The organism is Rhizobium sp. NLR8a (assembly GCF_019685235.1).
Classification (GTDB): domain Bacteria; phylum Pseudomonadota; class Alphaproteobacteria; order Rhizobiales; family Rhizobiaceae; genus Rhizobium.
Map to the genome: position 1 here is coordinate 51,742 of NZ_JABDWI010000016.1, position 14,570 is coordinate 66,311.

At 61.3% G+C, this 14,570-nt stretch carries 15 protein-coding genes; 2 read left to right on the forward strand and 13 right to left on the reverse strand.

From position 1 onward, the window contains the following. Nucleotides 1-61: 61 nt before the first annotated feature. From msrA to HJC04_RS26985, 8 genes are all read right to left on the reverse strand, one after another. On the reverse strand, nt 62-571 hold the full coding sequence (gene msrA, locus HJC04_RS26950; protein ID WP_210633589.1) for a peptide-methionine (S)-S-oxide reductase MsrA: 510 nt from the start codon (nt 569-571) through the stop codon (nt 62-64). Nucleotides 572-649: 78 nt separating this feature from the next. Continuing rightward, the gene (locus HJC04_RS26955) at nt 650-1,483 is read right to left on the reverse strand and encodes an inositol monophosphatase family protein (protein ID WP_221147518.1); all 834 of its coding nucleotides are present in this window, start codon (nt 1,481-1,483) and stop codon (nt 650-652) included. A 106-nt stretch (nt 1,484-1,589) separates the two neighbouring features. Next, entirely contained in the window at nt 1,590-2,666 is a 1,077-nt protein-coding gene (locus HJC04_RS26960) for an ABC transporter ATP-binding protein (RefSeq protein ID WP_221147519.1), read from the reverse strand. Nucleotides 2,667-2,727: 61 nt separating this feature from the next. Next, nucleotides 2,728-3,615: a carbohydrate ABC transporter permease gene (locus HJC04_RS26965; protein ID WP_210633594.1), complete on the reverse strand. Its 888-nt coding sequence runs from the start codon at nt 3,613-3,615 to the stop codon at nt 2,728-2,730. A gap of 3 nt (nt 3,616-3,618) precedes the next feature. Continuing rightward, the gene (locus tag HJC04_RS26970; RefSeq protein ID WP_210633596.1) at nt 3,619-4,527 is read right to left on the reverse strand and encodes a carbohydrate ABC transporter permease; all 909 of its coding nucleotides are present in this window, start codon (nt 4,525-4,527) and stop codon (nt 3,619-3,621) included. Between the two features lie 66 nt (nt 4,528-4,593). Next, nucleotides 4,594-5,856 carry an ABC transporter substrate-binding protein gene (locus HJC04_RS26975; protein ID WP_221147520.1) on the reverse strand — a complete coding sequence of 421 codons (1,263 nt, stop codon included), beginning with the start codon at nt 5,854-5,856 and terminating at the stop codon, nt 4,594-4,596. Nucleotides 5,857-5,962: 106 nt separating this feature from the next. Continuing rightward, nucleotides 5,963-6,862 carry a sugar phosphate isomerase/epimerase gene (locus HJC04_RS26980; protein ID WP_210633598.1) on the reverse strand — a complete coding sequence of 300 codons (900 nt, stop codon included), beginning with the start codon at nt 6,860-6,862 and terminating at the stop codon, nt 5,963-5,965. A gap of 1 nt (nt 6,863) precedes the next feature. Continuing rightward, nucleotides 6,864-7,907 carry a Gfo/Idh/MocA family protein gene (locus HJC04_RS26985; protein ID WP_210633600.1) on the reverse strand — a complete coding sequence of 348 codons (1,044 nt, stop codon included), beginning with the start codon at nt 7,905-7,907 and terminating at the stop codon, nt 6,864-6,866. A 136-nt stretch (nt 7,908-8,043) separates the two neighbouring features. Between HJC04_RS26985 and HJC04_RS26990 the strand changes: the two genes are divergently transcribed. Beyond that, complete coding sequence (locus HJC04_RS26990) at nt 8,044-9,087, forward strand: substrate-binding domain-containing protein (RefSeq protein WP_221147521.1); 1,044 nt, start codon at nt 8,044-8,046, stop codon at nt 9,085-9,087. Nucleotides 9,088-9,221: 134 nt separating this feature from the next. Next, on the forward strand, nt 9,222-10,091 hold the full coding sequence (locus HJC04_RS26995) for a glycerophosphodiester phosphodiesterase family protein (RefSeq protein ID WP_210633604.1): 870 nt from the start codon (nt 9,222-9,224) through the stop codon (nt 10,089-10,091). Here HJC04_RS26995 and HJC04_RS27000 read toward each other — a convergent pair. The 5 genes from HJC04_RS27000 to HJC04_RS27020 are packed head-to-tail and all read right to left on the reverse strand — an operon-like array spanning nt 10,081 to nt 14,569. Then, entirely contained in the window at nt 10,081-10,905 is an 825-nt protein-coding gene (locus tag HJC04_RS27000) for an inositol monophosphatase family protein (protein WP_221147522.1), read from the reverse strand. The two genes, HJC04_RS26995 and HJC04_RS27000, sit on opposite strands and share 11 nt — an antisense overlap. After that, the gene (locus HJC04_RS27005; RefSeq protein ID WP_221147523.1) at nt 10,905-11,909 is read right to left on the reverse strand and encodes a LacI family DNA-binding transcriptional regulator; all 1,005 of its coding nucleotides are present in this window, start codon (nt 11,907-11,909) and stop codon (nt 10,905-10,907) included. The genes HJC04_RS27000 and HJC04_RS27005 overlap by 1 nt, the downstream gene beginning before the upstream one ends. Next, nucleotides 11,902-12,672, reverse strand: a complete 771-nt coding sequence (locus HJC04_RS27010) for a glycerophosphodiester phosphodiesterase (protein WP_210633609.1) — start codon at nt 12,670-12,672, stop codon at nt 11,902-11,904. Before HJC04_RS27010 ends, HJC04_RS27005 begins: the two co-directional genes overlap by 8 nt. Continuing rightward, the gene (locus tag HJC04_RS27015; RefSeq protein WP_221147524.1) at nt 12,672-13,727 is read right to left on the reverse strand and encodes an ABC transporter ATP-binding protein; all 1,056 of its coding nucleotides are present in this window, start codon (nt 13,725-13,727) and stop codon (nt 12,672-12,674) included. The genes HJC04_RS27010 and HJC04_RS27015 overlap by 1 nt, the downstream gene beginning before the upstream one ends. Then, nucleotides 13,727-14,569, reverse strand: a complete 843-nt coding sequence (locus HJC04_RS27020; RefSeq protein ID WP_221147525.1) for a carbohydrate ABC transporter permease — start codon at nt 14,567-14,569, stop codon at nt 13,727-13,729. The genes HJC04_RS27015 and HJC04_RS27020 overlap by 1 nt, the downstream gene beginning before the upstream one ends. Between the last annotated feature and the right edge of the window lies 1 nt (nt 14,570).

Sequence of the window (14,570 nt, forward strand, 5' to 3'; positions counted from 1 at the left end):
CCGAGCGGCTGGACGCGCCATGCATGCCGGCATTGTTTCCGGCATGCATGCGCCAATTGCGTCAGGCAATCTTCTGGCGGGCCGGCAGCTTCCAGCCGGGCCGGATGAAATGGCAGGTATAGCCGTTCGGAATCCGTTCCAGATAATCCTGATGCTCTGGCTCGGCCTCCCAGAAATCGCTCACCGGCACGACCTCAGTGACGACCTTGCCGGGCCACAAGCCGGACGCGTCGACATCGGCGATCGTATCGCGGGCGACACGCTCCTGCTCCGGGCTGGTGTAGAAGATCGCCGAGCGATAGCTCGTGCCGACGTCGTTGCCCTGGCGGTTGCGCGTGCTCGGATCATGGATCTGGAAGAAGAATTCAAGGATTTCGCGATAGCTGATCCGGGCGGGGTCGAAGATGATCTCGATCGCCTCGGCATGGGTGCCGTGGTTGCGGTAGGTGGCATTCGGCACATCGCCGCCGGTATAGCCGACGCGGGTCGAAATAACGCCATTATAGCGGCGGATGAGGTCCTGCATGCCCCAGAAGCAGCCGCCGGCGAGCACTGCACGTTCTTCGGTCATTGGGTGTCTCCTTGTTTCCCGAGAGATAGTGTCTCGCACCTTAGATTTCCATATCTCGAGTCCGGCGACCGGCCTGGTTCACGCGTTGACCAGGAAGCCTTCCTTGAGCCAGGGATGCAGCGCCTTGCTGGCCGCGAGGATATCGCCGCGCCCGTCGACTTCAGCGCCGGAAAACCGCGTGACGATGCCGCCGGCCTCTTCGACCATCAGCGCCGAAGCGCCGAAATCATGGATCGAGAGCCCATCCTCGAAAAAGCCGTCCAGCCGGCCGCAGGCGACATAGGCGATCGACAGCGCCGCCGAGCCCAGGCGGCGCACGCCCGCCGTGTTGGCCATCAGGCGTTTGATGGCATCGAAATAGGTCTCCTCCGCAACCGCCTTCACCTGGCCGGGAATGGGCAGCCCGGCGCCGATCAGCACGTTTTCGATGTCGGCGACATCGGCGCAGCGGATGCGCTCGCCATTGAGATAGGCGCCGCCGCCGATCTCGGCGCTGAACAGTTCATCGAGCATGGCATCGTAGACGACACCGGCGACCAGTCGGCCGCCTTCGGCAATTGAAATCGTCATACCGAAATGCGGAACGCCCCAGGCGTAATTGGTCGTGCCGTCGATCGGGTCGATGTAGATAATCGGGGTCTCCGGCCCAGCCGTGCGGTTACCGACAGCCTCCTCGCCCTGGATGGCATATTCAGGGAAAGCCTTGGCCATCTCATCGACGATGATACGCTCGATGGCGACATCGATTTCAGTCTGATAATCGCGCGGCGCCTTGGCCAGTATTTCCCCGGATGTCCGCCGCCGCAGGGAAGCCCGGGCCGTCTCGCCCGCCTTCAACACCGTTTCGGCAAGCACGATGAGGCGGGGCGACGCGTTCGGGGAAAGGCGCGCTGAAGTCGGGGAGGATGCCATGAAAAAAATCCAGATGCTGTAGATATGAACGAAGTGAATCGTGCGGAGCCACTCCCTTCGCAGAGACCGATGATGGTTTTATGAAGCTGCCCGCGCCCGACAGGTCTTATATCAGGCGCTCGGTCGATGCGTCAAAAAGATGGACCTGGGCCGGATCGACCGAAAGTCCGATCATCTCTCCTGGTCTGACCTTGTCGCGCCGCGTCTCGACGATCGTCAGTTCCGGCTGCGTCGCCGCGACGATGAAGGTCGAGGAGCCCGTGGATTCGACGAAGGCGATCGGCACGTCGAAGCTGCCCTGCCCGGGCGCGACAACCTCGATATGCTCCGGCCGGATGCCGGCGACAAGCTTGCGTCCAGGTTCGATTGCGCGTGCCAGTGCAAGCTTCTGTTTTACCGCGCCGAAATCCAATACCAGGCTCTTGCCGTCTTCGGCGGCGATCGCTGGAATGAAATTCATCGCCGGAGAACCGATGAACCCGGCGACGAACCGGTTCGCCGGCCGGTCGTAAAGGTCAAGCGGCGCGCCCTGCTGTTCGATGATGCCGTCGCGCATCACCACGACATGGTCGGCCATCGTCATCGCTTCGACCTGGTCATGCGTGACGTAGACGAAGGTGGCGTTCAGCCGGTCATGCAACGCCCGGATTTCCTTGCGCATCGAGACACGCAACGCGGCATCAAGGTTGGAAAGCGGCTCGTCGAACAGGAAGGCTTGGGGGTTGCGGATAATTGCGCGGCCCATGGCGACGCGCTGTCGTTGGCCCCCGGAAAGCTGGCGCGGATAACGGTCGAGCAGTCTGGAAAGGCCGGTGATGGCAGCGACCTCCTCGGCTTTCTGTTTTGCCTCAGCCTTGGGGACGCGGTGCATCTTCAGCGAGTAGGTCAGGTTCTGTTCCACCGTCATATGCGGATAGAGGGCGTAACTCTGAAAAACCATGGCGATATCGCGTGCTCGCGGCGGCACGTCGTTCATCACCTTGCCGGCAATCTTCAGCGTGCCGCCGGTAATTTTTTCCAGCCCGGCAAGCGAACGGAGCAACGTCGACTTGCCGCATCCTGACGGACCGACCAGCGCCACGAATGTGCCCTTGGGAATTGATAGGTTGACGTTCTTAAGCGCGTGAAAGGCGCCGTAGTGCTTCTCGACGCCCGAGAGTTCGATTTGGATGTCCTGGCTCATACCGAAAACCTTGCAGGTCCCCAACCGGGACCGATGAGATGGTCAAGGGTGAAAAACGTCGTCACTTGACTGCTCCAGCGGCGATGCCGCGCGTCAGCGTGCGCTGGAAGATCAAGAAGAAGATCACGGTCGGTATTATACCCAGGAAAGCCGCCGAGGCCTGCAGCACCGGGTCCGACATGTTCTGACCGCGGGTGAGGCCCATGGCGACCGAGACCGTCTGGTTGTTATTCGATACCAACATGACGAGCGGGATCAAGAATTCGTTCCAAGTCCAGATGAAAAAGAAGGTTCCCAGGACCATGAGCGTCGGCCTCAGCATCGGGACGACGACAAACCACAGCGTTTTCCAATGGGTCGAGCCATCCATCTCTGCCGCTTCGAGGATTTCCTTGGGAAAGGTACTCAGCACGGTCGAGAGCAGGTAAGTCCCGAAAGCGCTTTGCAGGACCGCGAAAATGATGATCACAGAAAGCTGCGTATCATAGAGGCCGCTCGCTTTCGCCATGTAGTAAAGCGGGTAAATGATGGACTCCTGCGGCACCATAATGCCGAGAAGAAAGACCACCAAAATCACGCGCGAACCCGGCACCTTGCCGACCCCAATCGCATAGGCGTTGAACAGGCTTATCAGTACCCCCAACACCGATACAGCCAGACTGATCACCACGCTGTTGAGCAGCTTGCGGCCGAAATCAGACACCGTCCAGAATTTCTCGATCGCCGTGAGATCGATCGACCGAGGAATCGAAAGCGGTCCGCCGACCGCGTATTCGGCGCTCGCCTTGACGGCGTTGAGCAGAGCAAGGAAAAAGGGAAAGAGCGTAAAGGCGAGGAGCAGAATAAGGATGGCCAGCACCACCCACCGCATGGGATCGCGTCGGGCGCGATCGGCAGGTGCGGTCGCTTTTGCCTTGGTGGTACCGTCGCTGAGAACTGAGTAAGCCATGATCTACTCCTTCGCCTCCTGCTGGGACTGGAAACGTAGGAAAATCACGGCCAAAGCGATCGTCAGAGTCGTCTGCACGACCGCGATGGCTGCGGCATAGCCGACGCGTTGTGTTGTGAAGAAGTGGTAGTAAGTCAGATAGGATGGCACGAGGGTGGAATTGTCGGGGCCGCCGGCGGTGATGACAAAAATTGGCGCAAAGACTTTAAGCGCTGCGATCAGTGTGGTCAGCACAACGACGAAAATCTCCGGCGCCAGGAGCGGAATGGTGATCGTCACCAGCCGGCTCCACCAGTTTGCGCCATCGAGCTCGGCAGCCTCGTAGAGGGAAGGGTCGATGCGCGAAAGACCGGCCATGAAAACCACCAGACAGTAGCCGACCTGTATCCAGACAATGACGAGCGAGACGGCAGCAAGCGCGTATGTCGCATCGCCGATCCAGTTCTGGGCGAGGTTATCAAGGCCGATGGCCTTCAGCGTGATGTTGATGACACCGACGGGATTGAGAATCCAGCCCCAGAGCACGCCCGCGACCGTTACGGGCAGAATCTGCGGTAAGTAAAAACCGGCCCTGAAGAAGCTCGAAACCCATTCCCCGAATTGGTCCCTGACGTAGTCGAACAGCAGAGCGGCGAGCACCAGGCCGATACACACGGGTATCACGGTCATCGAGACGATGAACAGTAGCGTGTGATACATCGATCCCCAGAATTGATCGTCCGTAAGCAGGCGATGATAGTTCTGCAGGCCGACCGGTCGCGGCGTGCCAACGCCCTTCCATGCCGTGAAGCTCAGCCCGATATTGGCGAGCTGCGGTATGAGCACGATCAGAATGAAGCCGATCACCCCCGGGATGAGGTAGAGGCTATAGCTTCGTGAACCGTCGCTCGATCGCTGGCTGGATATAGCCATATCATTCTTCCTTCAGCCTACCACAATGGGCTGCGCCGGAGGCGCAGCCCAGCGTTCAAGGTCGCGCTACTGGTTCTCCTGCGCGTCGTCGTAGACCTGCTTGATCTCTTCGACGAACTGCTCCGCAGTCAGACTGCCCTGGAAAAGGCCGGTGTCTTTCTGATTGAGCACGTCGTAGTAGCCGGGGACCGGCCAGTCAGGATAGAAACCGAGGCCGTTTTTGTCAGAGATCTGCTTGAAAACCGCTGCGGCGTTCTTACCGATGGGATTGGCGATGGCGGAAAGATCAGCGGCGATCGGGACGCCGCCGGCATTGCCGAGTTCAGCTTGGTACTTCGGCGACAAGGTCAGGCTGATCCACTCGGCGGCGAGGTCGGGATTCTTGCTACTTTTGGGAACGACCCAGAGATTGCCTGTCGAGCCGACAGAATATTTCGGCGTCGGAATCACGAACTGGCCCCACTTGAAGTCCTTGATGGTCGAGGCAAAGGTGCCGAGATTCCACGTGCCCGAGACGTACATCGGTGCTTTGCCCGAGGTAAAGAGCAGAGCTGCATCCGGGTCCTTCATGCCCGTGGAGTCCTTGCTGATGTAGCCCTTGCTGACCCAGTCGACCAAGGTCTGGGCCGCATAGAGGTAGGGCGCGCCGTCGAGAGGTGCCTTCAAACCCTGATAATTCTGGATCCAGGCGTCATCGGCCTTGGTGTAGGCGAGAGAGGCAAGCAAGTGCTGGCCACTGGTGTCGATGGCGCCGAGCGCGAGGGGCGTGAGACCTTTCTGCTTGAAGGCTTCCAAGTCAGCGACCCACTCTTCAAGCGTGGTCGGCGGCTTGAGGCCTGCCTTTTCGAACATGTCAATATTGTAGAAGCACGAAACATATTCGCCGAAGACAGAAACGCCCCAAACAGGGCCAGAGCCATAGATTCCCTTTTCGTCATAACGGCTGAGGACAAAATCGCCTTCGTTAAGGATCTTGTCCCAGCCCTCCTTCTTCACGTAGGCATCCAGATTGGTCAGCAATCCCTGGCTTGCAACCAGGCCAGCGGTCGCATTGCCCTTATTGTACTCAAGCACGTCGGGGGCCTGATCGGAATTGAGGATCATGCCGCCTGAGGCCTGCAACTGCTGAAATGTCTTTTGCTCAAAGCTGACGTTGATGTCCGGATGTTTCGCCTTGAACTCCTCGAGCGCCTTCTTCCAGACAATGCCCTGAGCCGTGGTCGGCTCCTCGAACCACCAGATCTTGAAGGTCTTCTGTTCGGCATGGCCGATCGATGTCATCAGCATCGCCGTGCCGAGCGCTAGCGCAAGTGTCGCAATTCTTTTCATGCCTTCCTCCCAAAAAAGCGGCTGCGCCGCGAAAAGACGAGTTAGTCAGTCATGGCGCCCCGCCCCGGGCCTCCCAGCCCGGCGGCGCTCCATTTTAGTCGGTTGATCAGGGATCAACAATGAAATCTCCGCCCCGGCACTTCTTCAGATAGTTGAGCCCGTGAACCTGGCCAGTCATTTCGAGCTCGTCGCGATAGACCGGGTCGTGCCAGCCTTCGATGTCGATCGAGCCGGACCAGCCGGCGAGGCGCAGCTCGGAGATGATGTCGGTCCAGTTGCTGTCGCCGAAGCCCGGCGTGCGCATGAAGACGAATTTCTCCTTGCCGAAGATGCCGTGTTCCTTGATGACCTCCCAGCGGATGGTCGCGTCCTTGCCGTGGACGTGGAAAAACTTGTGCGCCCATTTGCGGATCTGCGGCATGGGGTCGATCAGATAGACCATCTGATGGCAGGGTTCCCATTCCAGCCCGATATGATCATCCGGCGTTTCGTTGAAGATCAGCTCCCAGGCATCCGGATTGTGGGCGATATTCCAGTCGCCGCTCGCCCAGTTGCCGTCCATGGCGCAATTCTCGAAAGCGATCTTGACGCCCTTGTCGGCCGCCCGTTTGGCCAGCTCGCTCCAGATTTGTCTATAGCGCGGCAGGCTGTCGGTCAGCGGCTTGCCGCGGACGCGGCCGGTGAAGCCGGCAACGCAGGTGGCGCCGAAATGATGGGCATTGTCGATGCAATCCCTCCAGCCCTGCAGCGTCTCGAGATCGATTGCGCTCTCTTCCAGCGGATTGCCGAACATGCCGAGCGTCGAGATGGTGATGTCGCGGTCGCCGATCGCATCAAGGCAGCGCTTGCCGAGCTCGGCGAGGTTCTGCCCCTTGGTCGTCTGCCAGAAGAAAGGTTCGAAGCTTTCGAAGCCGAGGTCGGCAATCTGACCGATGCGCTGGGCGGCATCGCCCTTGTTGCCGCTGACCATGGTGCCGATGCGAATGGATTTTGCAGGGTTGCTCACGTCACGTCATCCTGTGCTGAATTTCGATGCGCCGGCCGGTCCTGGCGCTTTCGATCGCGCCGAAGACCATGGCAAGGCTCCTGATGTTGTCGGAATTGACGGTCTCGGGCTGCTTGCCGGTGCGGATCGCCGCGATGAAATCGGCGATGACGCTGGCGTGGCCGTGGGTTTCCTCGTGGTGTTCCGGACCGGGAACGTTTACGGAAGCAAAGCCGTGCAGAAGACCGGGCTCTTCACCGGCGACGGCGGCCTTGAAGCTCTCCTCGCCGTCCCAGGTCAGCATTCCCTTCGAACCGACGAGACGCCACTGGCTTTCCCAGCTGGTGCGCTCGCCTTCGGCGCACCAGGAGCCGCGATAGGTGAAGACGATGTCGTCGGAAAATTCGAAGATTGCGTTTGCCGACGCGCCGTGCCGGTACCAGGAACCCTTCGGGTTGCGCTCGACGCAATAGACGGCGAGCGGCTTCCTGTCCGCGACGTAGCGGGCAGCATCGAAGGTGTGGATCGCCATATCGAGAAGCAGCACATTGTCCATCTCCTCGCGAAAGCCGCCGAAATGCGGCGCGAGGAAGAAATCGCAGTGAATGGCGGTGAGTTCGCCGATCGCACCACTGTCGACGAAACGGCGCAGGCGCCTGACCCCCGAAATGAAGCGACGGTTCTGGATGACGGCGTGGATGCGGCCGGTCTCTGCAGCGAGATCGATCAGCGCCGCGCCTTCGGCCAGCGAGGCCGCCATCGGCTTTTCGCTGAGCACATGGCAGCCGGCCTTGAGCGCGGTCGAAACGACATCATACCGGGCGGGCGGAATGACGATGTCGAAGACGAGATCGGCTTTCGTGGCGGCAATCATCTCCGACAGGTCAGAGCCGATGACGGCGTCTTCCAGACCGAACTCGGTGGCGAGCTTTTCCGCCGTCTCCCGGTTCAGGTCGACGAGGCCGACGATGGCGATGGAGTCGGCGAGTTGAGGGTGGGACGCGATGGCGCGCAACCAACCTTTGGACATAGCTCCGCACCCGCACAGAATGGCACTGAATTTCACGATTTCCTCCGAGGGAATGGCGCCAACTCTCCTCGTGACACGCATCCCGTAAACGTTTACGACTGTAGGCGAAAACATTTTACGCTGTCAATAGAGGCAAAATGCGAAAATGCGGACCGGAGGAAAAGCGTCAGCCATGAAAGGGATTCGCCAGCTTGCCGAGCACCTGGATATCTCGATCGGCACGGTCTCCCGTGCGCTGAACGGCAAGCCTGACGTCAACGAGGAAACCCGCCGGCGCGTGCTGGCGGCGGCCGAGGAGCTCGGCTATGTCGCCAATCAGTCGGGGCGAAGCCTCCGGCAAGGAGAGACAAAGGTCATCGGCCTGATGATCGAAGCGAGCCGGGAAGCAGTGGAAAATGCCGATAACTTCTTCCTCGGCGTCACAAGCGGCCTGCAGCATGTTTTTGCCCGGCACAAGCTCGACCTCCTGATGCTCCCCTGCCCTGCCGACGAGGATCCGTGCGAATATCTGAAGCGCATGGTGGCGCGGCGCGTCGTCGATGCGATGATCATCTCCAACACGCAGCGCATCGATCAGCGCATCGATCTTCTGTCGCGAGCAAAGATTCCCTTCGCCGCCGTCGGCCGCAGCCTTTCGGCCGGCAATTTTCCCTGGATCGACCTCGATTTCGAAGGCGTTGCCGAAGGTGCTGTCGAAAGGCTGGTCGCGCGCGGCCATCGCCGGATCGCGATCACGGCGCCCTCAAGCGAAGTCAACCTCGGCTACGTCTTTGTCGAGAGCTATCGCCGCACGCTCGAACGGCACGGCATTCCCTTTGACCCGTCGCTCGTCATTCGCGTCCAGTCGAGCGAACAAGGCGGGTATCAGGCAGCGCACGAACTGCTGCAACTTGAAGATCGGTCGACCGCAGTCATCCTGATTTATGAGCTGATGGCGATCGGCCTTTACCGACGCCTGGGGGAATCGGGCGTCTTGCCTGGCCGCGATCTCGCGGTGATCGGCTTCCGCGACGCCCCCCGTGCCCGCTTCCTGCAACCCTCGCTCAGTTGCTTCCGCATGTCGCTCTACGATCTCGGTATTGCGCTCGGCCAGATGCTGCTCGCCAACATGCCGGCCTATCGCGAATTCTATCCGGATGGCGGCGGCAACATCATTTGGCCGCTGGAACTGGTACCGGGGCAAAGCGATGCCTTTGAGGTCGAGAACCAGGCCTGAGCGCTGCGGCGGCCGTTCCCCTCACGTGATCGAACCGTAGGGAAGGGGCATGCCGGCATCTCGTCGCGAAGGTCATATTCGGCCCTTGATAATCGCGGCCTGGCAAGGCAGGAGAGTGACATCACGGAGATTAGATGCAGATGACGAGATTGGCGGATTCGCAAGGCCTGGAGATTTCGCATGAGGGGCATCGCACCCGTCTGAAATGGCACCGGCTGCGCAAGCGGTTTGCCGATCCCCTGTTCTCCGCCGAGGTGATGGCGGAGGGTTTTGCGGCAGGCGCCTCGATGGAACTCGATCTGCGCGTGCGCGCCGACGGCGGCTTCGTCGTGCTGCACGACAGGGAGCTTGAAGGTGAGACGACGGGCCGTGGACCAATCGCTGCAAAGAACGCTGCCGACCTCCGCGATACCAGGATGAAGGACGGCACCCGGCCGCTGATCCTCAGCGAGGATCTCGCCGATATGATGCGGGCAACGCATCCGGCCGCATTGCTGCAATTCGATATGAAGGACAATTACGAAGCTGTCGGCACCCGCGGCATCGAGCATCTTGCCAGGCATTTCCGCAATATCGCCGCCTCGGTGATTGTCAGCGGCGGCAGTCTCGACCTCATCGTGGCAGTCAAGGAAAAGCTACCGCATCTGCTGCGCGGCATCGATCCGACCGACAAGCTCTACGACATCAGGAAGGCCGGCGGCTGGAAAGCTGTCGAAACAGAATTGCGCGCCGATCTAAACGGCCCGACCGAGCCGGACACGGTCTATCTCCACTGGCCGCTGATCCTCAACGCCGCTAAAGAGGGGCTGGATATGATCGCGCTCTGCCAGGACCACGGCAAGCGCGTCGATGCCTGGACCTTCACGCTGAAGCAGCCGGAGGCTGGCTTCAGCGAAGAGGAGTGGCTGAATTTTTTGGCACTGATGGCACTCAAGCCGGATCAGATCACCACCGACGAAGCGCCGGCGACCGAGCGCGCCTGGCGCCGCCGCATTAACGGGTAACGGGTGCCAGTCCTTCGATGTCGAGGATGAAGGCGAATTCGTCGGCAAGCCCCGGCGAATAGGCGATGACCGGTCCGCCTTGCGCAAGCGATTTATCGACCGACGGCATGGCCACGATCGCGCCGGCCTCTTCGGCGATCAGCGCCCCTGCGAGCATGTCCCAGGCATTGAGGTGGCGTTCGTAATAGAGGTCTGCCGCGCCTTCGGCGACGCGAAGGAGGTCGAGGGCGGCAGCGCCCATGCGGCGATAGTCCATTCCGCGCTCATGAAGTCGCTTGGAGAGCGCGAGATACTCATCGAAGCTCGTCTTGCGCGAATGACCGAGAATGACGAGCGCATTGGCCGGATCGGCAGTCGTCGCCGCATGGATCGCCAGTCCATCCTTGAAGGCGCCGCCGCCGCGTGCCGCGTGAAATACTTTGTCCTCGGCAGCGTCGTAGACGACGCCGATCTCGACCTTGTCGCCGACGACAAAGGCGATCGAAACGCCCCAGTGGCGGAAGCCCCTGATATAGTTGGTCGTGCCGTCGATCGGATCGACGACCCAGGTGCCGGCCCCTTCCGATTGCCCGCCGCTCTCCTCTCCCATGAAGGTATCGTCGGGAAAGCGCGAGATGAGCCCGTGGCGGATCGCCTGCTCGGCCCTCCTGTCGGCGATGGTGACGAAGTCCTGCAATCCCTTGCTTTGGACGGCAAGAGTGCCGGGATCCGACTCGCGCCGAAACCCGGCCGTCTCCCGTCCGACCTCGAGCGCAACGGTAATCGCGGCCTCCGCCCGTGCGCGGATGGCAGCGGCGTCGAATGCGGCGTTCATCAGGCAGTCCTTCTTTTTATCAATGTCACCGGTGTGAATTCGACACGCGCCGTCAGCTCCGGTTCGGCCATCCGGCTTATCAACAGGTCGACGGTCTGTTCTGCCTGGAGGTCACAGGGTTGGCGGATGGTCGTCAGGTCGTAGGCGGCCCAAGCGGCCTGGGGAATGTCGTCATGGCCGATAATGGGGATCGGCGGCGCCTCGTCGCGGCCCCTGCCTTGCATGATGCGATCGATCACGCCGCAGGCCATGTAGTCATTGGCGCAGAACAGCCCATCGATGCCGGATGCGGCCAGGTCGGGCGCCGCATCATAACCGCTCCGGTAGTCATTGATTCTGACCTGCAGGAACTGCGCCTCGACGCCAAGCTGCTTGCAGTCGGCGATGAAGGTCTCGCTGCGACGTCGCGCGGTATAGGATTTGGCCGGGGCAGCCATCACGGCGGGCTTTCGCACGCCGCTGTCGATCAGGTGGCTGGCTGCCAGATGCCCGGCCATGCGGTCGTCAGAAATGATACGGTCGACCAAGGGAATGTCGTCGCCCTTGTTGATCAGTACGATTGGCACGCCTTCGGCCGCACATTGTTCGCAGATTTCGGTCGGCGGTGCGTCGGATGTGACAATGACGCCTGACACGGCGTAATGCAGCAATTGGCCGATGACCGTCGAGGTATCCGCCTCCTGTGAGGTCGGCAACAGGATCGGGCGGAAGTTACGGGCGAGCAGCGCCCGAGACAGATGCTCGATCTGCAGCGTGCGGAACGGGTTGTCGAAACCGGCGGCAACGAGACCGACGAGATCGGAGCGCTTGTTGGTGAGGCTTCGGGCAAGATAGTTCACTCGATAGCCGAGTTGCTTGGCGGCCTGATAGACCTTCTCGCGCGTTTTCGGCGAGACGCTGGCATCCGGCGTGAAGGCGCGCGACACGGCAGCGCGCGAGACGCCGGCCGCCCGCGCCACGTCGAAGGAGGTTGCCTTGCGCGGCCCCTTGTCCTTGTCAGCCAAGTGCTTTCTCCTTAATCGGAGGCGGCCGCATCAGATCGGGCAGATCGGTGCAGATGCCGAGAACCGGCAGTTTCATGAGGTCATCGAGAATGGTCCGCCGCTCCTCGTGCCAGAGCACGATCTCGCGGCCAGCCTCGAAGGCGCGGGCCATCAGCGCCTCGGTCACCAGATCCTGCGGGCGCTCCCCTGCCCTCTCCCAGCAGAGATGCAGAATATCCGCGCGGGCCTCCTCACCGAGAGCATGCGGATCGTGGCCGACACGGATCAGCACCGAGAGCGGAAAATCGCAGGCCGCGTCCCTGAGTTCGCGCACCTGCGCGGTATCGAAGGAACCAAGGCAGGCAAAGCGCTGGTTCATTTCGACAAGGTGCCGCCAGCATCGGATGCCCGTCCCCGGCGCCTTGAGTTCGACATAGAGGCCAGTCCCGGTCTCTCGGGCGAGAGCGGCGACCTCCGAAAAGGTCGGCACGTCGACGCCGTCAAGGCCGGCGAGCTCAGCCGCCGTCATTTCCGATATACGTCTGTCGATGCCATAGACCCGCTGCAGATGGTCGTCATGCGAGACGACCACCACGCCGTCAACGGTCAGCTGCGTGTCGAGCTCCCACATCTCCGCGCCGAGTTCGGCCGCGCGGCGGAAAGCGGCGAGGGTGTTTTCGCGTTCGTGGCCGCTGGCGCCGCGATGGCCGATGCAGAAGGGAAGCCGGCCCTTGGCCGTCGGCCAGCCGTAACGTTGGAAGAAGGCTGAAAAATCGCGGGTCATCAGAGCCTCGTTCCGTTCTCGTCGAAGACGAACACGCCGCGGCTGTCGATGCCCCAGGCGACATCGTCGCCGACGTGAACATCGTTGCGCGCCGGCTGGATCGAGCGCAGCAGCGGCCCGCCGGCAACACGCACGTCGTAAAGGTTTTCTCGGCCTTGTGTTTCGGCGAAGGTGATCTTGCCGGACACGGTGACGTCGCCCGCAGGCGTAAAATGCTCCGGCCGGACGCCGAGCATCAGCTTGGCGCCTTCGGCGGCGCCGATGGCTCTCGGCAACGGGACCCGGATCTCACTTTCCGGGATTGCGAAGGCGCCCTTGTCCATGACGCCGCGCAGGAAGGTGATCGGCGGATTACCGAGGAAGCCAGCAACGAAAGCGGTCTTTGGATCGTTGTACATCTCGGCCGGTGTGGCGATCTGGACGATCTCGCCCTCCTTCATGATGGCGATGCGGTCGCACATGCTCATCGCCTCCACCTGGTCATGGGTGACGAGGATGGCGGTGATGCCGGTCTCTCGCTGCAGGCGGCGGATCTCCGAGCGCATTTCGAGGCGCAGCTTGGCGTCGAGATTGGCGAGCGGCTCGTCGAGCAGCAGCACGTCGGGTTTGCGGATCAGCGCGCGGGCCAGCGCCACGCGCTGCTGCTGGCCGCCGGAAAGCTCGGCCGGCCGCCGGTCCATCAGCTTGCCGATCTGCACGAGGGTCGCGATGCGATCGACCTCTTTGCGGATCTCGGCGGCAGGCATGCCCTTGACCTTCAGGGGGAATCCGATGTTTTCGGCAACCGTCATGTGCGGGTAGAGCGCATAGGACTGGAAGACGACACCGACATTGCGGGCCTGGCTCGGGAGATCCGTGACATCCCGCTCGCCGAAGAGGATGCGCCCGCCGGTCGGCCTGTGAATGCCGCAGACCGCAAAAAGCGTCGTTGACTTGCCGCAGCCGGACGGTCCGAGCAAGGCCAGCATCTCGCCGCCGGCGACTTCGAGCCGCATGTTCTCGATGACCTTGGTGGAGCCGAAGCTCTTCGAGAAATTGTCGAGGAGGATGCGCATCAACCTTTGCTCCCGCCGCCGTAGATGTTCATGAGGTATTTGTTGAAGAGCGCGTAAACGATCAACACCGGAATCAGGTAGAAGAGGCCGACCGCCTTGAACATGTTGAAGTCATAATTGTTATCGTCGGCGAGGAAGCCAGCGAGATAGACCGACAGCACCTGCACCTGATTGCCCGGCGCCAACACCTGCGGCAGGATGAACTCGCCCCAGCCGGAGAGGAAGGAGAACAGGCCGAGGGCCATGATGCCGGGCTTGACCTGCGGCAGCACCAGGCTGCGCCAGACCCTGAAACGCGAAGCGCCATCAACGACGCCGGCCATTTCGATTTCCCAGGGCACGGTATCGTAGAAGCCCTTCATCAGCCAGATGCCGAGCGGCAGGTCGATCGCCGCCTTCACCAGGATGACGCCGATCAGCGAGTTATAGAGGCCGATCATCTGCAGCACGATGAAGATGGCGATGATCAGCGTTACCGACGGAAAAGCGTGCAGCACCATGACGCCGGCAAGGAAGAAGCCGCGTGCCGGCACGTTCAGCCGAGACAGCACATAACCGGCCATCGAGGAGACGAGCAGCACCAGACTGGTGGTGCAGGCCGAAAACAGCAGCGTATTCAGGGTCACGTGCCAGATGTTCGCCTTGCCCGCCGTTGTCTGCCACAGGAAACGCCAATGGTTGAGCGTCAAGCCGGAGGGCAACAAGGCGTCCGGCGGCTTCACCGTGACGGTGTCGAGGAAGAGATAGACATACATCAAGAGCAGCGGCAGGCTGACGATGGTCAGCGCCGTCAGGACAGGCCAGCCGCGATAATTTGCCGAGGGCTGCGAGCGTTCGACCATG